Source organism: Nocardia sp. NPDC058640 (assembly GCF_042716995.1).
GTDB lineage: Bacteria > Actinomycetota > Actinomycetes > Mycobacteriales > Mycobacteriaceae > Nocardia.
Genome location: NZ_JBHXRG010000005.1, coordinates 269,385 through 289,767, shown reverse-complemented (window position 1 = coordinate 289,767; position 20,383 = coordinate 269,385). Strand labels below are relative to the sequence as shown.

Below are 20,383 nucleotides of genomic sequence, written 5' to 3'. Positions count from 1 at the left end.
CGCGAATGTCACGCGGCGAGTTCGGCCTGTTCGGCCGCGATCAGGTTCCGTACCGGCTGTTCTCGATCGCGATCCCGGCGCAACGGAGTTCCCCCCTCCGGCGACCAGTACTCGCAGGTTCGGGCGAACTTGCGCTTCTGCTCGAGGATGAGCGGAAAGCGGCGCGGGGTTCGTTCCCTAGTGTGGTCGTAAGGCCGTGCGACACGGAGTTCCCGACGGCCGACCGACCGGACCTCGAAAGCCGGGTGGTCGGTGAGTGCGAGTCGCAAACGTGGCTCCAACTCGGTTCTCGCGGAGCATGTTTCGTCGAACATACGACCGACTCTAACCACCCCCACCGACAACGAAACCGCATGCGTCGCAAGCTCGCCAGCTGTCGTAGGAGTACCTGTTCTCAGTCGGAGTCTCCGTACGCCACGAAACGGAACCAGTTGCCGTCGAACGGCTCGAAGTACGTCCGAGACTTCTGTTGCTGCGCGCGGTCCGGCGGCTGCGTCCCAGGCGCGAAGTAGACCAGCCCATCGGTACTGATCCGCTGCCCGATCCGGAACGCGCACCCGCCGTTGCTGATTCGACGCACAGAGTCCACCTGAAAGACGCCGATCCATCGAGTCTTCGAGACGTTCTCGCACGTCTGCGCCGCAGCGACCATGGCGCTTTCGGACACCCGCCAAGCCACCCGCTCGGGAAGGTCGTTCACCATTCCGACGATCACGACCATAAACAGCAGTGGCTGGATCGAGATCAGCGCGAGACCAGCGGGTTTCGTCGGCTGATACCCGAAGACCAGGTACATCCACCAGATCGATGTCCCCAGCAGCACCAACCATGAGACCGTCCACACCGCCGGATCCGGCGAAGCGACTTCCACAAACATGGCAATCCCGACGACGAACCCGGTCACCGCCGCCGTGATCCTCAATCTCCTCGCCCACGGCCGCGACCGCCGCCAATCCCGCGTCTGAAGTTCCCGAATCGTCGACACACCCGAACCCTATCGCCAGTTCAGTCCATGGAAAGTGTTGCGCCGGAACAAGGTACGTGCCTGCGCGGCACATTCCGGTCCACCGGCTCGACCGGCCCATGTTGCGCCTCAGTCATGCATGATGGGCATGGTGTACCGGTACCAGTTCGGGGCGACGGGCTCGTACACGTAACGGTAGGGCTGCGGTGGCCCGTCCGGCGGCGTCGTTCCAGGAGCGAAGTAGGCCACGCCGCCGTTGGTGGCGTACCGCGAGAACCCGCACCCTCCGTCGGACCGGTGAACGTAGTCGACATACATGACACCGAACCAGTCACCATCGACGTCCGCGCAATCCTGTGCGGCCCGAGTCAACGCCCCTTCCGACAGCCACCAGGCGAGCCGATCCGGCACCCCGGAAGAGACCAACCCGGCACCCAGCACCACCACGATCGGAGCAATGGCAACAGCCCGAAATTGCCGATACTCGGCGCAGCCGATCGGGGCCAGCACCATCCACCCCACCCCAGCAATGAACAGCAGCGCGCCCGCGACCAGCGCAGCGAGCAGATCGTAATCAGTGACCAGCTCGAACAACAGCACAGCAATCCCAAGGCAGGCCACCACCGTTACCGCCCGCATCGCCAGCTGCCACGCTCGCGGCGTCTCAACCCCTACCGCTTTCGTCACGACCAGCAGCCTAGGTTAGCCAGATTGGGGCACATAGCCGACCACGCGTGTCATTCCTCGAAGTGGGCAACAGTTCGGTTGTCGCTCCCTCCATTGTCGGTTCGTGCGGAAAATCCCTGCTCGCCACAGGTACTCCGGTCGCCGCGTCATAGGCCCAGATCTGAGCCCAGTGTTCACCGTTTCGCTGGCAATCCAGGCGTCGATAGACGGTGTCGTCGGTGTGCACCTGGTCGCTATACGGGTTCAAGTCGGCGTCACCGCCTGGGCATCGGGCCAGGTCAATCTTGGTGCGCCACATCACGGTTCCCGAGCGCGCACCGTAGCGCGCGATATGTGCAGATGGAACCGCCACTAGCTCAGGCAAAATGAACCAGACCGAAATAGCTAGGGACGACGCGCGCTTGGTAGACGGCGATCGCCGCGTAGGCGACACCGAACACGACGAGTACCGCGGCAGAACTGATGCGCACACGTCGGATTCTCGTTGCGGGATCAGCTGGCCCGCATAGGCATTCGACGACCAGGGGTGCAAGCACAACGAACGCGACGACCACTGAAGTCTGCACGGCTGACCAGAAGACCCTAGCGGGGTCGAAAGTCTGCCACAGGTAGTGCTGGGCGAGGCCGGATGTCACACCACCTGCCCATGACGCGGTATGGAACGAGATAGACAAGGTCACAGACGCGGTCGCCCACCAGAACAACGCGGTGGTGACGACCGTAGCGAGGATGCAGGCGACCCAGGTCGCCGCCATGCGGCCACGTGTCGCCCCGGTGTGAATCAGCGCCGAGCAGGGCACGGTGACGCCGAGTGCTACCGCAGCGGCAACAGTGATCGGGGTCAGCATCGAAAAGACGTAGAACGACGCCGCCACCACCCCTATCGGAGCGCCGGATCCATTCCACCACCATCCCGACGACACACCGATGACACCCGCGCCGACTATCGAAAGTAACACGAGCACAACCACTGCCGAGGCGACAGCACGAGCGACAGTTCGACGTGGGGCGGCTTCGGCATGCGGCCGCAAATCCACCGGCGGTGCTGAGTTGATCACTCGGACAATGTATTCGACGTCGGCTTGTTCGCGAGCGATGATGGGCGGTAGCGGGCATCAGCTACGGCACCCAGACGATTCCCATCAGCTGCTCCATCAGCTCGAAGACGTAGTTCTCATCGAGCGGCTCGGGAGCATCCTCCTCTTCAGGAATTCCGTCAGTGATTCGGTGCTAGCTGCGGGACTCCGCGAGTGCAACAAACTCGTCAACAGCGATCGGGATTTCTTCGCCGAAGATACTCTCGAGCACAGGCAGCGAGATGATCGAGAGCGGGCCTCGTGCCTCGAGTTCCCACGTCACGTCATAGCAGCCGTCGGTGTTCAGCTCGATCCGGTGATGCCAATCGGTATGGGTCCACAGCAGGCTCTCGAATCGGTCCGTATATCCGTTCTTCGGGTCTACCTCGATGATCCTGTATTCGATCGGGCCCCGTCCTTCGACTTCGACCGTCCCGGACGTACCCGCCTCAAAGGGTCCGTCCACGTTGATGTACTCCAAGCCCTTGTCCCATTCGACGCGCTCGGGCACGTTGGCCCACAACTCCCACATCACGTCTCGGTCCGCACAGGTGGATCGAGTCACCGTGACGATGTGGCTGTCGCGCAGGCTGCCGATGGTGGCGAGCAGCGCGACGGCGGCGAGTGGGATGCCCACGAGGGTCAGGACGATCTTCCGGCGTCGAGTCATGACAGGGTTCTCCTCGGCTGGACTGCGGAGTGATCGCCTCCGGTATTGTCGCCCGGTAATCGTACATACGTATGGCACAAGCGTGCAACACGAACGTGCAAGGAGGTTGCGCATGCGTGGAGACAACCGGAGCGCGTTGTTGCGCGGGGCCCGAACTTGTCTCGACGAGAGTGGGTACGCTCGAACTCGTGCCCGTGATGTCGCGTCGGCTGCGGGAGTGAGCACGGCGGCGATCGGCTACCACTTCGGCACCACCGATGCTCTGCTTATCGAGGCTTTGCTGGACGGCTTGGAAGAATGGTCGGCAGTCCTTGACCAAGGACTGAACGCCCTTCCCGACGCAGACTTCCCAGAGCATCTTGCGAACGTCTACCGATGCGTTGTCCAGTCCTTCGAGGGGAACCGCGGTGTCCTCGCTGCTTCGTTCGAGTTGATGGCTCAGGCCGATGACAACGAGCAGGTCCGGCAGCAACTACGGCACGCTGTCGAGCATGCGCGGTCATCGCTCGTCAGCCAGATTCTTCGTATAGATGCGGACACTGATCAAGTGCGGGTGTTCGGCACGGCCGGCTACGCGATGCTCAGCGGCCTCATCGTTCAGTGGCTCGTAGACCCGGACAACCTACCCACACCTGAACTGGTGAGCGCGCAACTGCTGCGGTGGAATGCGATGGGCAGGTAGCCCGCTTGTCCGCCAAGTCGATCTCGCCCGTCACCGCATCGAACGCCCGATATTCGAGCCCGCGCCAGCTGGCCAGAACTACTGCGCCGTCGTCAACGTGGCTTTGGTCGTGAAGTCTGGAGTCGGTTGGTGTCGTCGTGCTATTCGAGTGTGAGCTAGGGGTGGGCGTCGATGCGGAAGACTGCAATTCGGTCTGCGGCCTCAGCGACTGCCTGCGGGGTCGGGTCCTCGACCAAGCCGGTCGTGACCAACAGCTTGGCGACTCGTGGGTGGCTGTTCTCGATGTGGTCGTGCAGAATCGGCCGACGTTCCTCGACGGGCAGCTCGACCAACTTCACGACCGAGGATCGACGGCCTCGCGAGAGGGTGACAGTCTGCGCTGCGCGAACGTTCGCGACCCAGGCTGCTTTCGGGTAGGCCTGGAAGATGTAGCGTTGCCCTGCGATGGGAATCACCCCGATCGCCGTGATACGTGGCTGTCCGGTTCGGCGCCCGGTCGTGGTGATCAGGTGGTGTGGTCCGAGGGCTATTCCCATCTTCTGCAGTCTGATGATCACCTTGTTGAACTTCTCGACGTTGCGGCGAAATTGCTCCGCGGTTTGAGCCATGATGTGCCCGCCGAAAGTGAGCCGGTCAACGGTCGCGGCGCAGAGCCGCGGGTCGGTGAGTGTTTCGTCCGTGCCGTGATCAACCCACGCGGCCTGGCGCTGCCCCTCTCCGTCGGCGATTTCGACGACGATCGCGAGTCCGGGTTCGTCGTCAGGAGCCACAACTCACCGATACCGCACGCCATCGACGTTGATGATCCGTGAACCTTTCTGCGCCAAACCCATTGGTGAATCCAACGCCGCGACGTCCACCCTTGTCGAGCGCTTCTCCCCGGTGGACAGCGTTTGCTGACGTCCCGTTCGCTCGCACTGCAACGCCGCGTCGAATATGGTTCGCGCATGTTTCCCACGTGGCGAATCGCGTATGTCGCAGCGGCTATTCAGCAAGCGCCCCGAGGTGCCGTGGCTCGCGGGCTGGCGAGTTGGATCGTGACGGTCGGGGCTCCGGCGGTGTTTCTCGGGATCGTGGTTACGGTCGAATCACGGTCCGCCGCAGGGGGACTCATTATCGCCTTCTGGGTGGCGCTCATGGTCGGGGTCCTGCTCGTCGCGGGCGGGCTTTGGGCGTGGCGGGTCAGTGGGATCGTCGATAAGGAAACGAGCGCGCTCTACAACGTACTGGGAGTGGTCGAGACCGCACGGCTGGTGCTGCGCCCACCGGTACCGCAGGACGCGGTTGCGCTCGCCGCCACGATCGATCCGCAGATGCTCACCGGGAACGGGTGGACCGAACGCGAGGCTCGGGCAATGGTGAAGTCCGTCAGGTCGGGGTACCCGACGCCCGGGCTGCTGGCGTTCCAGGCGTGCTCGGACGGCGCCCTGGTAGGTGGCGCAACCGTGCACCCGAGTGAAAGTGACCCTTCGGCGCGAACTCTCGGCTGGTGGATCGGACCACGGCACCGGCGCGCCGGCTATGCCACCGAAGCGGTGGCCGCGCTGGTCGAGGCGATCCACGACGCCGGTTTCGCCACCGTCGAGATCGGTACGACCGAGTCGAATCTCGCGGTGCAACGCATTTGCGACAAGATCGGTGCGATCGAAAAGGACCGGCGCGCACAGCCATTGCCGAACGGATCGGTCGTCCCAAGCATCTGGTACGCACACCGGCAGGCGTTGACCACTACTTCCGTCGAAGAAGTGCTCCCCTGACCCGCGCGTGCTTTAACGCTGTCGGCGCCAAGGAGATTTCGTTCATGTGGGACAGCGATCAGCCGTCGTTGGCGGTGGAGCCCTTCGCAATCCCGCGGCCAGCCGCGATGAAAACCACCCCACCGAGCATGAACCACGGATTCCACAGCACCAGACTCCACCATGTCTGATGCGACCCGACCTCGCCACGAACCCCGCCCACATCCACCGCCAGCGCGACCTCGACCAACACACCACGAACCAGCAACACCACCCCGGCCAGCCCGATCAGCCATCCCATCACCCGACGCCGACGACGCGACATAGGTGCCGCTGCCGCCACCCCAACGAACACAGCACCCACCAGCAGCGCACCGCCCACGCCCCACAGGCCGACCGCGACGAACATCGGCGGACGACGAGTCGCTAGATCAGCACCCGCCGACGACGCCAGCCCCGCGGACCCGCCCAAGGCCCAGAACACATGCACTGCCCCGAACACACAACTCCACGCGACCGCAGCGAGTACGGCCCATCCACCAGCGGACTGCCTCACCAGACCCCCCTCCGTCGATTCTCGATCCCATTCCTGCGCAACAGCATCCGCCCCACCGGCTCGACCTGTCCAGGTTGCCACTCAGTCGTGCATGACGGGCATCCTGAACCGATCAATGGCCAGCTCGTTGTGAACGCCGCCCCGAAACCACGCCACCAACTGCTGATCCAGCGCGTGGTTCGCGTTCTGGTCGATGCGGTACCCGCGGACTCGCTAGTACTCGACGGAGTCGGCGTAATCATCGGAGACGACTAACCGATCCCGGATGCCCTGGTCACCAGCACCCACTGAACGGGTCCTCCCCCACCGACACATCGCAGCAGCGTTGGGTGAATGAGTGGTGGAACCGCACACGGCGGATTCTCGTTGCGGGCTCAGCTGGCCCGCATAGGCGTTCAACGACCAGGGGTACGAGCACAACGAACGTCACCAACCGCATCCAGGGTCTCTGGGCGTGGCGGCTCCCGCCGTGGGCGGTCGTGCATCACACGGGCCGGTAAGCGGTACCGGCTCGTCGACCCGCGGGTCGTCCCGGCGTCGGAGATCACCGCGAAGGGCATCGCCGACGTCTAGACCCGGGCTGGGAAGTCGACGCTAGTCGCCACGCTCGGCGAGCGCGTGTAGTCCTCGACGGACGATACCGGGCAGGTTCCGCGCCGGGCTGCAAAGATGAAGCCCTGTCCGGTGATTCACCGAGCAGCCGCACATTTCGCGCCTTCAGTTGGAGCTCGGCCATGCAAGAAGACAGCCCTGTCCGGAACTGGCTCTACGCCCTCGGCACCGGAGTGGTATCGCTGATTTTCCTCGCTGGCAGCGCACCGGGTTATGACGAAGTCCTCGTCTTCGACGACCAGGTCGTGCAGTCCTACGACACCTGTATCACCATCGGCAGTGGGGGTTCCTCGGAGAGCGATTGCGACGAAGTCGCCACGCGCGAAACACGATACGAAGAGGCATCGCCGTTCGGATACCTGATAGCGGCGGCGTTCGCACTGTCCTCCGCCTTCTCAGTGAGAGAAGCGCTCAAGGGCAGGAATCCGGCATCGCCGGGACGCGGAGAGACGCTGGCGCCTCCCCCGCTGCCGTTGAACGCAGGCGTATCGCAGTCACCGCAGCCCGCTCCTCAGCTTCGGAGTGCGCCCATCGCGACACCGAAACCCCCAGCGGAACAAACCGTTTCGTCGTACACGATGCCCCTCAACGGCACCGTGCGGGTCTGGCTGCGAATGCGCTCCTCCACCCCACCCGCCAACGCCCGCGACCTGGGCCTGATGCTGACCGTCGTGAACGGCCAGATCCTGCACAACGGCCAGCGCACGACCACCACCACGCTATGGAGTAACGACCTCACCAACGGCACCACCGTCGAATTCCACGCAACAGGCCCCGCCCCGATCGCCAGTTTCACCCCGGTCCGCCTGGATTCGAGCACCGGCCAGACCACCGCGAACACCAACGGCGTCCGCGTCGAAACAGGCACACCAACCCTGTTGCACTGCAACACGAATGGACATCACTCGACTGCGGAGTTCGTGGTCGAGATAGCCCAATCCTGACCGCGGGACGAGCCGGCATTCGAGGTGATCTCCGGAGACGGCATCCGCTGGTCGATCACTGACGCATAGTTGCCGATGAGACCGACCTGTGCGAACGACGGCCATAGGATGGAAGCGATGACCACCCTCACCACACCGACTGCTGCTCGGCTCGCCGGGATCACCAGAACGCTGAGTGAGTGGCAGACCGCCGACTGGAAGGGATTCCTGCATCCCGGAGACCTGGGTTGGAACTCGATGGCCGGGGCCGAGAAATCCGCCGCGGACCTGCGGTGCTGGACTGCGGATGGGACGGTCGTCGCGATCGGCATGTTCGACGGCGAGGATCTGTTCCGCATGGCGATGGACCCCGCAGCCCTCGACGACGACGAACTGGCGCGCCAGATCGAAGCCGATCTCACGAGCGGACGCGTGCTCCCCGCCGGGACGGTGACCGTCGAAGCCCGCGGCGCGCTCGCACTGCGGAAGCGGCTGCGCGCCCGAGGGTGGAACGAGGGTGAACCCTGGACTCCGTTGCGGCTCGACCTGCGCACCCCCGTCCCCGCGCATCCGCGCGACGCGGCGCTGCGAGTCGAGGAGATCGGCCTCGACCAGGCAGACGACTGGATCTCGGTGCACTGGTCCGCATTCAAGGGAACACCGCCGAGCAGCGACGACAGGCGCAGGCTCGTCCACCGGTGGACAACCATGGCAACAGGCCCGTTCGCACACCTGGCCCACCACCTCATCGGCTACGACAACACCGACCAGCCCGTCGCCGTCACCACCGTCTGGACAGCCGGAGACGGACGCCCCGGCCTCATCGAACCGATGGGAGTGCACGGTGCGCACCACGGCAACGGTTACGGCACGGCCATCACCCTCGCCGGGGCGCGGGTTCTGCAGCAGCACAGCGCTTCTGCCGCAGTCGTCGTCGCCGAGAACTCCACCGCAGGCGCCCTCGCCACCTACCTCGCAGCCGGATTCACCGCGAGCGAACCCGTCACCGACCTCATCGGGTCCGTCACCCAACGGCATCCCTGATCCGGCGCAGCTACTTTTCTCGGAAGCAGTAAGCGACGCCGGTGCGCTTGTCGATGAAGTTCTTGCTCTTGACGCGTATGTACTCGATTTTGCCGGCGTAGTCGTCGTCGGCGATCGGTGGATCACACACGGCTACGTCGCTGATTCCAGAAAGGGTCCGGTCCAGTCGGAACGAGTCGGGATCGGTGCAGGAGGCGTCGTAGATGTTGATGGCCAACCTTGGCACGTAGCAGCGTCCGGCGGTCAGGTTCGGGCCGGCGCAGCCGTGCGCCACGCCGAGGGAACCGTCTTTGAGACCGGTGATGATCAGCAGCGTTTCGTTGTCCATGCATGTGACGGTCTTGCCCTCGTCGCCCGAGACGATCTCGATCACCTTGACCTGGCTCGTCGCTGCAGGGTCGGCACAGTCCATCACGGTGATCAGTCCGTGCTGCACGAATTCGTGGATCTTGGCGCAGTCGCCTACGGCCGGCAGTTGCGGCGTGGTCGTGTCGAGCTTGGGGTCAGCGATGCCGACCGTCGGTTGAGCTTGCCCGGTCACGGTCGTGCCGCACGCGGACACCTCCAGTGCCAAGACCAGCGCAGCCACTACAGTGCCCCCGATCCGCGCGAGCTGAGACGGACGTGATGGCCACCGCGGCTGTGTGATTCGCATGGTGTACATCATGCCGACTGGTGCGCTTCGCCGATGCCGAGGTCATCGAGTGCGACCATCAGCGCTCTCGCTTCCAGGTTGCTGTCCCACGGAGTTTCGGTGCGCAGCAACGACTTCGCCGCGTTGAGCGATGTGTGACCGTTTATGTGACCGTTTTGAGCGTGACCTGCCGGTATTCGGGGTGATTTCCGGTGACGACGAAAGGGCCCGTCTCGGATGTCTCCGAAACGGGCCCTCGCACGAAAAGCGCTGCTACAAGCTACTTTTCAATCACAGCACGTCACTACTTCTGCGCAGCCTTGAACTCGCGACGGCGCCGGTGCAGGATCGGCTCGGTGTAACCATTCGGCTGCGAAGTACCTTCCAGCACAAGCTCTTTCGCAGCCTGGAACGCGATGTTGTCATCGAAGTTCGGGGCCATCGGCGTGTAGGTCTTGTCGTCGGCGTTCTGGCGATCGACAACCGGTGCCATCCGCTCGAGGCTGGCGATCACGTCGGCCTCGGTGACCACACCGTGGCGCAGCCAGTTGGCGACCAGCTGGCTCGAGATGCGCAGGGTGGCACGGTCTTCCATCAGGCCGATGTCGTTGATGTCGGGCACCTTGGAGCAGCCGACGCCGTGGTCGATCCAGCGGACGACGTAGCCCAGGATGCCCTGGGAGTTGTTGTCCAGTTCCTGGCGCTTTTCCTCGTCGGTCCAGTCGGTGGACTGGGCGAGGGGGATTTCCAGGATCTGGTCGACGGTGGCGCGGGGGCCGCCCTTGGCGATCTGGGACTGCTGCTTGAACACGTCCACCAGGTGGTAGTGGGTGGCGTGCAGGGTGGCGGCGGTCGGCGAGGGGACCCAGGCGGTGTTGGCGCCGGACTTGGGGTGGCCGACCTTCTGCACGAGCATGTTGGCCATCAGGTCGGGCATGGCCCACATACCCTTGCCGATCTGCGCCTTGCCGGGCAGGCCCTTGGCCAGGCCGGTGTCCACGTTCCAGTCCTCGTACGAGGTGATCCAGGTCTGGGCCTTCATCTCGGCCTTGCGGACCATCGGCCCGGCCTCCATGGAGGTGTGGATCTCGTCGCCGGTGCGGTCGAGGAAGCCGGTGTTGATGAAGACCACGCGAGCGGCCGCAGCGTTGATGGAGGCGGCGAGGTTGACCGTGGTGCGGCGTTCCTCGTCCATGATGCCGACCTTGAGGGTGTGTCGGGGCAGGCCGAGCACGTCTTCGACGCGACCGAACAGCTCGTTGGTGAACGCGGCTTCGGCGGGGCCGTGCATCTTGGGCTTCACGATGTAGACCGAGCCGGTGCGCGAGTTCAGGCGGGTGTTGTCGCCGTTGAGCGAGTGCACCGCGATCAGCGAGGTGATCAGGCCGTCCATGATGCCTTCGCCGATTTCGTTGCCGTCGGCGTCGAGGATGGCGTCGGAGGTCATCAGGTGGCCCACGTTGCGCACGAACAGCAGCGAACGGCCGTGCAGGACCAGCTCGGAACCGTCGAGCGCGGTGAACACGCGGTCGGGGTTCATGGTGCGGGTGAAGGTCTTGCCGCCCTTGGAGACTTCTTCGGCGAGGTCGCCCTTCATCAGGCCCAGCCAGTTGCGGTAGCACACGACCTTGTCGTCGGCGTCGACCGCGGCGACCGAGTCCTCGAAGTCCATGATCGTGGTGAGCGCGGATTCCAGGACGATGTCCTTCACGCCCGCGGTGTCGGTGGAACCGATCGGCGAGGTGGGGTCGATCTGGATCTCGATGTGCAGCCCGTTGTGCTTCAGCAGGATCGAGGTCGGGTTCTCGGGGTCGCCGAGGTAGCCCACCAGCTGCGACGGGTCGGCCAGGCCGATGTCGGTGCCGTCTTCGAGGCCGATCTCGAGCTCGCCGTCGACGATCTTGTAGTAGGCCGAACCCAGGTGGGACCCGGTGATCAGGGTGACGGCGTCGTCGAGGAAGTTGCGACCCCACTCGATGACCTTGTCGCCGCGCACGCGGTTGTAGCCGGTGCCCTTGTCGGCGCCGTTGGCCTCGGGGATGGCGTCGGTGCCGTAGAGCGCGTCGTACAGCGAACCCCAGCGCGCGTTGGCGGCGTTGATCGCGAAGCGCGCGTTCATCACCGGCACCACCAGCTGCGGGCCCGCGGTGGCGGCGATTTCGGCGTCGACGTTCTCGGTGCTGATCTGGAACGGCGCGGGCTCGGGCTGCAGGTAACCGATCTCGGTCAGGAACTGCTTGTAGGCGCCCTTGTCGTAGTCGGTGCCGGTGTTGTCCTGGTGCCAGGCGTCGAGCTTGCCCTGGAACTCGTCACGCTGCGCCAGCAGCTCCCGGTTGCGCGGGGCGAGGTCGTTGATGACCTGCTCGGCACCGGCCCAGAAGGCGGCGGAATCTACGCCGGAACCGGGGAGCGCCTCGTTCTCGATGAAATCGTGGAGAACGCTCGCCACCTGGAGCCCGCCGACCTGAATCCGCTCTGTCATCTACTGCCTCACTTTGGTGAAAACCGGGTGGGATAAGTCGATGTCATGTTACCCGTGGGTAGAGGTGACACCTCGTGTGGGTGGGAACGCCTCGCGGCGCCGCACCATTCCGACACACCGTGTCAGGGTGTGCCGGGTCACCGGTCGATTGTAGTGGCGTCGCGCGGACACGAACACGAGGTCCGACGTCCCTGATCCGGCGGTCGGCACGAACTAGCCTTCCACGCATGGGTGGCGCCGGGAACGACGACAGTACTGACCGAACACCTACCGAGACCCCGGTACATCCGGTTGCTGACCGGCGCTCGGTCAACAAGCCCGTGTTCCTCACCGCGGCCGGCATCGTGCTCGCCTTCGCGATCTGGGCGCTGATCTCGCCGTCGAGCGCGGAGACCGTGGTCAGTGAGGTGAAAACCTTCATCTCGACCTGGTTCGGCTGGTGGTATTTCGTGCTCGCCACGGCCATTCTCGGACTCGTCGTCTTCCTCGGCGCGAGCAAGTACGGCCGCTACCGCCTGGGCCCGGAGGAATCGCGTCCCGAATACAGCCTGTTCTCGTGGACGTCGATGCTGTTCGCGGCGGGTATCGGCATCGACCTGATGTTCTTCTCCGTCGCGGAGCCCGTCTACAACTACCTGCACCCGCCGTCGGGCCCGCCCGAGACCGATCAGACCGCCCGCGACGCCGTGACCTGGACGATCTTCCACTACGGCATCACCGGCTGGGCAATGTACGCGCTCATGGGCGGCGCGCTGGCCTACTTCGCGTTCCGACACAATCTGCCGCTCACCATCCGGGCTGCGCTGTACCCGATTTTCGGGAAGCGGGTGCACGGACGGTGGGGCGACGCGATCGACGTGGCCGCGGTGCTGGGCACCATCTTCGGCATCGCCACATCCCTTGGCATCGGCATCGTCCAGCTCAACTACGGGTTGCACGAACTGTTCGGGGTCTCACAGGGCAAGGCGGCGCAGATCGGGCTGATCGTGCTGTCGGTGATCATCACGACGATCTCGGCGACCACCGGCGTGGACAAGGGCATCCGCCGGCTGTCCGAACTCAACGTCATCATGGCGATCGCGCTGCTGATCTACATCCTGGTCGCGGGCCGCACGGACTTCCTGCTCAACGGCTTCACCCAGAACGCGGGCGACTACATCTCCACCTTCCTGGACCGCACGCTGAATACCTTTGCCTGGGAACGCAATCCGGAAACCGCGAATCAACCCTCGGCCTGGCTGGACAGCTGGACGCTGTTCTTCTGGGCGTGGTGGGTGGCGTGGGCGCCGTTCGTCGGACTGTTCCTGGCGCGTATTTCGCGCGGAAGAACGTTGCGCCAGTTCATCTTCGGCGTGCTGGTCGTGCCGTTCAGTTTCACCGTGCTGTGGATTTCGATCTTCGGCAACAGTGCGTTGGAAGTCGCGAGAAAAGACAAAGCGTTCGCCGAACAGACCGCTGCCAGAGCCGAATTGGGCTTCTACTCGCTGCTCGAGCAGTACCCCGGCGCGACCTTCCTGCTCGCCATCGCCACCATCACCGGGCTGCTGTTCTACGTCACCAGCGCCGACTCGGGATCTCTGGTGATGGGCAATTTCACCTCGAAACTGCCCGATCCGATGGCCGACTGCGCGCGCGGCACCCGCATCTTCTGGGCGGTCGCGATCGGCGTGCTCACCCTGTCGATGCTGTTCGCGGGGTCCGGCGGTTCCATCACCACCCTGCAGAACGCGACCATCATCATGGGGTTGCCGTTCTCGTTCGTGCTGGCGCTGATCGGCGTGGCACTGCTGCGGTCGCTGCACAACGAGTCGTACAAAACCGACAGTTATCGGGCGGCGCTGCCCCATGCGATCGCGGCGGGGCGCGGGCCCAGCGAACAGACCAGTTGGCGACGCAGACTGTTGGGCACGATCCACTATCCCGGCGCGGCGGCCACCCGCAAGTTCATCCTCAACACCGTGATCCCGGCGATGCGCGAGGTCTCGATCGAGTTCGCGAAAATGGGCGTCACCGCCACGGTCGACGAATCCGACGTCAACGAAGGGCTGCCCGCACCCCGGCTGATCGTCGATCAGGCCAACGAGCCCCGGTTCGAATACGGCGTGTACCCGGTCTCGGCACCCGCACCCAACTACGCGGTGCTCGCGCAACGTTCCGACGACCGCTACTTCCGGTGCGAGGTCTACCTCGCGGAAGGTTCGCAGGGGTATTCGCTCAACGGCTACACCAAGGAACAGACGATCGGCGACATTCTCGACCAGTACGAACGGCACCTGGGCTACCTGCACCTGCGGCGCGCGGCCACCGACAACCACGATCCCGAAGCGGCCACCGACAGCGAACTGTAAAGGACATCCATGAGCGAGACCCTCTACATCGATGGAACCTGGCGGGCGGCCGCTTCCGGCGCCACCCGTGAAATACGTTGCCCGGCAGACGATTCCCTGGTCGGGGTCGTGGCGGAGGGCGGCGCCGAGGACACCGTGGCGGCCATCGCTGCGGCCCGGCGAGCTTTCGACCACGGGCCGTGGCGCGAAACCTCGGCCGCCGAGCGAGGCGACCTGCTGCTGCAGGTGGCCGACGCGATCGATGAGCGGCGGGAGGAGTTCGCCAACGCCGAGACTCTCGACACCGGCAAGCGACCCTACGAATCCGAGATCGACATGTCCGATATCGCGAACTGCTTCCGGTACTTCGGCAAGCTCGCCGCCGACGACGCGGGCCGGGTGGTCGACGCGGGTTCGCCCGATATCGATTCCAAGATCGTGTACGAACCGGTCGGGGTGTGTGGGCTGATCACGCCGTGGAATTACCCGCTGCTGCAGGCGGCGTGGAAGATCGCGCCCGCGTTGGCGGCGGGCAATACGTTCGTGCTCAAACCGGCCGAACTGACCCCGCACACCGCGATCCTGCTGATGACGGTGCTCGACGAGCTGGAAGTGCCTGCCGGGGTGGCGAACCTGGTGCTCGGCGCGGGGGCGACCGCGGGCGCGCCGCTGTCGGAGCATCCCGACGTGGACCTGGTGTCGTTCACCGGCGGGCTGGCCACCGGCAAGATCATCGCGCGCGAAGCGGCCGCCACGGTGAAGAAGGTGGCCCTGGAACTGGGCGGCAAGAACCCGAACGTGGTGTTCGCCGATGCCTGCGACACCGATGAGCGGCTGGCGGCCAGCGTCGACAACGCGTTGAACGCGGCGTTCCTGCATTCGGGTCAGGTGTGTTCGGCGGGCGCGCGGCTGGTGATCGAGGAGTCCGCGCACGACCGATTCGTCGACGAACTGGTCCGCCGCGCCGAGCAGATCCGGCTCGGACTCCCCTACGCCGAGGGCACCGAAGCCGGGCCGCTGATCTCGTCGGCCCATCGCGACAAGGTCAACGCCTACGTCGAGCAGGCGCGCGCCGACGGGGCGGTGATCCGCACCGGCGGCGCGTTCGCCACCGGCGACGAAGGGTCGGGAAACCTCGACAACGGCTGGTTCTACCTGCCCACGGTCATCGACGGCGCCACCCGCGACATGGCGTGCGTGCACGACGAAGCGTTCGGGCCGACCGTGACGGTGGAGACGTTCACCACCGAGGACGAGGCCGTGACCATCGGCAACGACACCGAATACGGTCTGGCGGCCGGGGTGTGGTCCAGCGATGCCGCGCGGGCGCGTCGCGTGGCGGCCCGGTTGCGGCACGGCACGGTGTGGGTCAACGACTTCGGGCCCTACCTGCCGCAGGCGGAGTGGGGCGGGTTCGGCCGGTCGGGTGTCGGGCGTGAGCTCGGGCCGTCCGGATTGCACGAGTATCGCGAGGCCAAGCACGTGTACGAGAACCTCCGGCCGGGTGTCACCGGCTGGTTCGCCGTTCGGGAAGGACAGGCATGACCGCATACGATTACGTGATCGTCGGCGGCGGTTCCGCGGGTGCGGCCGTGGCGTCCCGGTTGTCCGAAGACCCTTCTGTCACAGTCTGTTTGCTCGAAGCGGGACCGTCCGACGTCGACGACCCGGCCATCTTGCAATTGGACCGGTGGATGGAACTGCTGGAATCGGGTTACGACTGGGATTACCCGATCGAGCCGCAGGAGAACGGCAATTCGTTCATGCGGCACGCCCGCGCCAAGGTGCTGGGCGGCTGTTCCTCGCACAACAGTTGCATCGCGTTCTGGGCGCCGCGTGAGGATCTGGACTCGTGGGAGAACGATCACGGCGCGACCGGGTGGGGTGCCGATTCGGTGTATCGGCTGTACCCGCAGATCGAAACCAATGACGCGCCCGGCGAGCACCACGGACGTAGCGGACCGGTCAACATCATGACGGTTCCGGCGAACGATCCGTGCGGTGTCGCCCTGCTCGACGCCTGTGAACAGGTCGGCATTCCGCGCGCGGAGTTCAATGCCGGACGCACAGTTGTCAACGGGGCCAACTTCTTTCAGATCAACAGCCGCACCGACGGCACGCGTTCGTCGTCCTCGGTCAGCTACCTGCACCCCAATCTCGACCGCCCGAACCTGACCATTCAGACGGGTGCGTGGGTGAAGAAGATCGTGATCGAGAACGGTCGTGCCGTCGGCGTCGACATCACCGACAACGCGTTCGGCCGCACCACCCGGATCGACGCCAACCGCGAAGTGATCCTGTCCGCCGGTGCCATCGACTCGCCGAAACTGCTCATGCTGTCGGGCATCGGACCCGCGGATCACTTGCGCGAGAACGGAATCGACGTGCTCGTGGACTCCCCCGGCGTCGGCGCGCACCTGCAGGACCACCCGGAAAGCGTGATCGGTTTCGAAACCACTCGACCGATGGTGGACAGTTCCACACAGTGGTGGGAGGCCGGCATTTTCACCCCGACCGAAGACGGCCTGGATCGACCGGACCTGATGATGCACTACGGCAGCGTCCCGTTCGACATGCACACCCTGCGCCAGGGTTATCCCACCGCCGAGAACACCTTCTGTCTGACTCCGAACGTGACCCACGCCCGCTCGCGCGGCACCGTGCGGTTGCGCTCGCGCGACTTCCGCGACAAGCCGAAAGTCGACCCGCGCTACTTCACCGACCCCGAGGGCCACGACATGAAGGTGATGATCGCCGGCCTGCGCAAGGCCCGCGAGATCGCCGCGACGGAGCCGCTGGCGGACTGGGTGGAACGCGAGCTGTATCCGGGGCCCGACGTGCAGACCGACGCCGAGCTGGCCGACTACATCCGCCGCACCCACAACACCGTCTACCACCCCGCGGGCACGGTCCGCATGGGCGCGGTCGACGACCCGATGAGCCCCCTGGACCCAGAACTGCGGGTCAAGGGCGTGCAAGGGCTGCGTGTAGCCGACGCGTCGGTGTTCCCCGAGCACACCACGGTCAACCCGAACATCACGGTCATGCTCGTGGGCGAACGCTGTGCGGAACTGGTCGCGGCCGACCGAAAATAAATCAGCCGACATTTCGGGCGGCATGTGTCACCATCATTTCACGCAGGTGATTCGCAGCGGGCGAGGAACCGAGAGCAGCATCGAGAGGAGGAGACGGCCGTGAAACAGCAAGCGCCACAGCGACAGTGGGAACAGACCTATCGCCGCGCGAATTCGGTCCATCGCGCGATGCGCCTGGATATCGATGGCTCCGGCCGTCTCCTGTTCGTGGCCTGACCGGCCCACCTCCCGACGTTCGCTTCTTCCGAAACATGGTGATTCCCATGCTGATTCGTCATGCCGTCGACCCGACGGCGCCCGCTTCCGACACCTGGATACGCCAACGCGTGCTCGTGCTCAATGCCAGCTACGAGGCACTCGACGAGATCACCGCCGATCGCGCCGTGACACTGCTGATCAGCGGTGCCGCCGAGACCGTCATCGAGCGCGTGCCGCACTTCCCGATCCGGTCGCAGCACCTGGTCATCGGGTTGCCGGAAACGATCCGGTTGGTGCGCTACGTGTACTTGGCGCATGTCGAGCCGATCGGCGACGACAGCCGGGCCACGTTGGCCGGAGTGTTGCGCCGCGACAAGCACCGGTGCGGGTACTGCGCCGACTGGGCGCACACCGTCGACCACATCCGCCCACGTTCCAGGGGCGGCCCCAATACCTGGAGCAATCTCGTGGCCTGCTGCGCACCGTGCAATGGCAGAAAGTCGGACCGCACGCCCGAAGAAGCGGGGATGCGGTTGCTGTGGGAGCCCAAGGCTCCCGACCCGCTCGCCCGCAAGCAGCGCCGGATCTGGAAGGAGTACGCGCCATGACCACCACCGACCTCGCCCTGACCGAACTGCTGACCCTGTCCGATTCCGGTGAATGGCATCGCGCCGCCTGCCGGGGCGATCCGAACCACGAGGCGTGGTTTCCGTACCCGTCGCAGGACTTCGACTACGCCCGCAAGATCTGCGCCGACTGCCCGTTGCTCGCGGGGTGCACCGAGTACGCGGCGCGGACGGGTCAGTCGGGGGTGTGGGGCGGTCGTGAGTACGACCGTGGTCGCGTGATCCGTGCCTGACCGGCCGAGCCGGGTGTCCACTGGGCACCCGGCTCGGCGTGTTTCGGCACACGGTGCAAGGTTGCGTGTGCTGCCTCGCCGGGCTGATCGCGCAGACGCACGCTGTGACCTGCGGTGATCCGCATTTGTAGGCGCTGTGCTGCGGTTGCGTGGGATGTCCTTAAACTTGCCGCGTGGGTACGCATCGCAATGGGACCAGTTCTCGAGGTATCAGCAAGGGTCCGGTGATCGCGGTAGCGGTACTCGTGCTGGTGATCGTCGCCGTTTTCGCGTGGTTCCAGCTCAGTGATCGCGCCGATTCGACCGACGTCGCGGCCGCCGCGGAGTGCGTCGAGGGGGCCGCGGCGCTGGATGTCACGGTCGATCCGGCCGTGTCCGGTCCGGTCGAGGCCGCGGCGCAGCGGTTCAACGCGAGCAAGCCGCGGGTGCGTGATCATTGCGCGCAGGTGCGGGTGGCGGTTCGTCCGTCCGGTGCGGTCGCCGCTGGTCTGGCCGATCTCGCGAAGTGGGATCCGAGTCTCGGTTCCAAGCCGGGACTGTGGATCGCGGACTCGAGTCGCACGATCGAGCTGGTGCGGGTGCCCGGTCTGATCGAGGGCACGCCCGCCTCGATCGCGACCAGTCCGATCGTGTTGGCCGTGCCCGATGCTGTGCGCGCGGCGCTGGAACAGCATCAGATCACCTGGGCCGACCTGCCGCGTCTGCAGCAGGGCTCGCTCGACGAGATCGGGTTGTCGGGCTGGGGTGGGCTGCGGATGGCCTTGCCCACCGGTGACGCGACCACCGCCGCGGCGGCCTCGATCGGTGCCGCGATCTCGGGGACTGAGCCGTTGACCGAGCAGGCGGCGGGTTCCGGTCAGGTCGTCGCCGCGATCTCCGGCCTGGCCGCGGACGCGCAGACACCGGCGGACCTGACGACCGCGATGTCGGCGATCAGCGCCGATCCCACCGGCGACGTGCACGCGGTCGCGGCCACGCAGCAGCAACTGGGCACCGGTGGTCTCACCGCGTACCGGCCCGTGGGCAGCGCGCCGCTGGCCGACTATCCCGCGGCGCTGCTGTCGGGTGACTGGGTGGACAAGACCCAGAACCTGATCGCGTCGCGGTTCATCGATTTCCTGCGCGCACCCGAGCAGGCGGGCGCGCTGGCCACCCAGGGTTACGGTCCCGCGATCGGTTCCGCGCCGGCGAATCCGCCGCGCGCCGCACTCGAGAAGGTGCAGGCCACGCTCGCCAACCCGGTGCTGGGCGTCAACGCGACGGTGCTGTTGGACGTGTCGTCGTCGATGAGCACCACCGACGGGTCGACCACCCGGCTGAAGAACTCGATCGCCGCGGTCGCCTCGACCCTGCAGGTGATGCCGCCCGATTTCGGTCTGGGTCTGTGGACGTTCGGAAAGAACCTCGTCGGCACCGATCCGTACAAGGTCCAGGTGGCCACCGGGCTGCTCACCGATGCGCAGCGCAACGCCGTCGGGTCGGCGGTCACCGCCGTGCAGCCCAGTCAGGTCACCGCGGACCAGGCGTACCCGACACTGCTGGCCGCTTACCGCGCCGCGGTCGCGGGCTACTCCCCCGGTCGCACGAACTCGATCCTGCTGATCACCGATGGTCCCGACGACGATTCGACCCTGACCGGCACCGCCCTGGTCAACGAGATCACCGCGGCGACCAACTCGGCGAAACCGATCCGGATCGACATCATCGTGGTCGGCGGCCAGGGCACCCAGACCCTGCAGGCCCTGGCCGAGCAGACCGGCGGCACCTACACCAAGATGCCCACCAGCAACGACCTCGGTTTCGGCACCGCGGTGGTCAAGGCCCTGACCACACCCTGA

Annotated in this window: 20 protein-coding genes; 11 read left to right on the top strand and 9 right to left on the bottom strand. The window is 65.4% G+C overall.

What is annotated here, in order from left to right; translation table 11 throughout:
• Window positions 1-8: 8 nt before the first annotated feature.
• The 5 genes from ACFWU5_RS10545 to ACFWU5_RS10525 form a co-directional block, all read right to left on the bottom strand.
• Window positions 9-314, bottom strand: coding sequence for a hypothetical protein (locus ACFWU5_RS10545; protein ID WP_379266904.1), 306 nt, complete (start codon window positions 312-314; stop codon window positions 9-11).
• Between the two features lie 80 nt (window positions 315-394).
• Window positions 395-904 carry a hypothetical protein gene (locus ACFWU5_RS10540; RefSeq protein ID WP_379266903.1) on the bottom strand — a complete coding sequence of 170 codons (510 nt, stop codon included), beginning with the start codon at window positions 902-904 and terminating at the stop codon, window positions 395-397.
• A gap of 189 nt (window positions 905-1,093) precedes the next feature.
• On the bottom strand, window positions 1,094-1,651 hold the full coding sequence (locus tag ACFWU5_RS10535) for a hypothetical protein (protein ID WP_379266902.1): 558 nt from the start codon (window positions 1,649-1,651) through the stop codon (window positions 1,094-1,096).
• 356 nt (window positions 1,652-2,007) lie between these two features.
• Entirely contained in the window at window positions 2,008-2,526 is a 519-nt protein-coding gene (locus tag ACFWU5_RS10530) for a hypothetical protein (protein ID WP_379266901.1), read from the bottom strand.
• 355 nt (window positions 2,527-2,881) lie between these two features.
• Complete coding sequence (locus ACFWU5_RS10525) at window positions 2,882-3,364, bottom strand: hypothetical protein (protein WP_379266924.1); 483 nt, start codon at window positions 3,362-3,364, stop codon at window positions 2,882-2,884.
• Here ACFWU5_RS10525 and ACFWU5_RS10520 point away from each other — a divergent pair.
• Window positions 3,300-4,079 carry a TetR/AcrR family transcriptional regulator gene (locus ACFWU5_RS10520; RefSeq protein ID WP_379266920.1) on the top strand — a complete coding sequence of 260 codons (780 nt, stop codon included), beginning with the start codon at window positions 3,300-3,302 and terminating at the stop codon, window positions 4,077-4,079. The two genes, ACFWU5_RS10525 and ACFWU5_RS10520, sit on opposite strands and share 65 nt — an antisense overlap.
• Before the next feature lie 155 nt (window positions 4,080-4,234).
• On the opposite strand, the gene ACFWU5_RS10515 is transcribed toward ACFWU5_RS10520, so the two are convergent.
• The gene (locus ACFWU5_RS10515; protein WP_379266919.1) at window positions 4,235-4,615 is read right to left on the bottom strand and encodes a nitroreductase family deazaflavin-dependent oxidoreductase; all 381 of its coding nucleotides are present in this window, start codon (window positions 4,613-4,615) and stop codon (window positions 4,235-4,237) included.
• Here ACFWU5_RS10515 and ACFWU5_RS10510 point away from each other — a divergent pair.
• On the top strand, window positions 4,589-4,891 hold the full coding sequence (locus tag ACFWU5_RS10510) for a hypothetical protein (protein WP_379266923.1): 303 nt from the start codon (window positions 4,589-4,591) through the stop codon (window positions 4,889-4,891). The genes ACFWU5_RS10515 and ACFWU5_RS10510 overlap by 27 nt on opposite strands.
• Before the next feature lie 135 nt (window positions 4,892-5,026).
• On the top strand, window positions 5,027-5,836 hold the full coding sequence (locus ACFWU5_RS10505; protein WP_379266900.1) for a GNAT family N-acetyltransferase: 810 nt from the start codon (window positions 5,027-5,029) through the stop codon (window positions 5,834-5,836).
• 58 nt (window positions 5,837-5,894) lie between these two features.
• Here the strand turns inward: ACFWU5_RS10505 and ACFWU5_RS10500 are convergent, their stop codons facing one another.
• Window positions 5,895-6,371, bottom strand: coding sequence for a DUF3995 domain-containing protein (locus tag ACFWU5_RS10500; protein ID WP_379266899.1), 477 nt, complete (start codon window positions 6,369-6,371; stop codon window positions 5,895-5,897).
• Between the two features lie 734 nt (window positions 6,372-7,105).
• On the opposite strand from ACFWU5_RS10500, the gene ACFWU5_RS10495 reads away from it, so the two are divergent.
• The gene (locus ACFWU5_RS10495; protein ID WP_379266898.1) at window positions 7,106-7,927 is read left to right on the top strand and encodes a hypothetical protein; all 822 of its coding nucleotides are present in this window, start codon (window positions 7,106-7,108) and stop codon (window positions 7,925-7,927) included.
• Window positions 7,928-8,044: 117 nt separating this feature from the next.
• Complete coding sequence (locus ACFWU5_RS10490) at window positions 8,045-8,950, top strand: GNAT family N-acetyltransferase (RefSeq protein WP_379266897.1); 906 nt, start codon at window positions 8,045-8,047, stop codon at window positions 8,948-8,950.
• A gap of 10 nt (window positions 8,951-8,960) precedes the next feature.
• On the opposite strand, the gene ACFWU5_RS10485 is transcribed toward ACFWU5_RS10490, so the two are convergent.
• Window positions 8,961-9,539 carry a hypothetical protein gene (locus ACFWU5_RS10485; protein WP_379266896.1) on the bottom strand — a complete coding sequence of 193 codons (579 nt, stop codon included), beginning with the start codon at window positions 9,537-9,539 and terminating at the stop codon, window positions 8,961-8,963.
• Between the two features lie 349 nt (window positions 9,540-9,888).
• Complete coding sequence (locus ACFWU5_RS10480; protein WP_379266895.1) at window positions 9,889-12,066, bottom strand: malate synthase G; 2,178 nt, start codon at window positions 12,064-12,066, stop codon at window positions 9,889-9,891.
• A 227-nt stretch (window positions 12,067-12,293) separates the two neighbouring features.
• Here ACFWU5_RS10480 and betT point away from each other — a divergent pair, with 227 nt between their 5' ends.
• The 6 genes from betT to ACFWU5_RS10450 all read left to right on the top strand — a co-directional run bounded on the left by betT (window position 12,294) and on the right by ACFWU5_RS10450 (window position 20,383).
• On the top strand, window positions 12,294-14,414 hold the full coding sequence (gene betT / locus ACFWU5_RS10475) for a choline BCCT transporter BetT (RefSeq protein ID WP_379241785.1): 2,121 nt from the start codon (window positions 12,294-12,296) through the stop codon (window positions 14,412-14,414).
• A 9-nt stretch (window positions 14,415-14,423) separates the two neighbouring features.
• Window positions 14,424-15,938 carry an aldehyde dehydrogenase family protein gene (locus tag ACFWU5_RS10470; RefSeq protein ID WP_379266894.1) on the top strand — a complete coding sequence of 505 codons (1,515 nt, stop codon included), beginning with the start codon at window positions 14,424-14,426 and terminating at the stop codon, window positions 15,936-15,938.
• Window positions 15,935-17,488 (top strand): GMC family oxidoreductase, encoded by a 1,554-nt coding sequence (locus tag ACFWU5_RS10465; RefSeq protein WP_379266893.1) that lies wholly within the window; start codon window positions 15,935-15,937, stop codon window positions 17,486-17,488. The genes ACFWU5_RS10470 and ACFWU5_RS10465 overlap by 4 nt, the downstream gene beginning before the upstream one ends.
• Window positions 17,489-17,751: 263 nt before the next feature.
• The gene (locus tag ACFWU5_RS10460; protein ID WP_379266892.1) at window positions 17,752-18,294 is read left to right on the top strand and encodes an HNH endonuclease; all 543 of its coding nucleotides are present in this window, start codon (window positions 17,752-17,754) and stop codon (window positions 18,292-18,294) included.
• Window positions 18,291-18,545, top strand: a complete 255-nt coding sequence (locus ACFWU5_RS10455) for a WhiB family transcriptional regulator (protein WP_379241781.1) — start codon at window positions 18,291-18,293, stop codon at window positions 18,543-18,545. Before ACFWU5_RS10460 ends, ACFWU5_RS10455 begins: the two co-directional genes overlap by 4 nt.
• 173 nt (window positions 18,546-18,718) lie before the next feature.
• Window positions 18,719-20,383 (top strand): VWA domain-containing protein, encoded by a 1,665-nt coding sequence (locus ACFWU5_RS10450; protein ID WP_379266891.1) that lies wholly within the window; start codon window positions 18,719-18,721, stop codon window positions 20,381-20,383.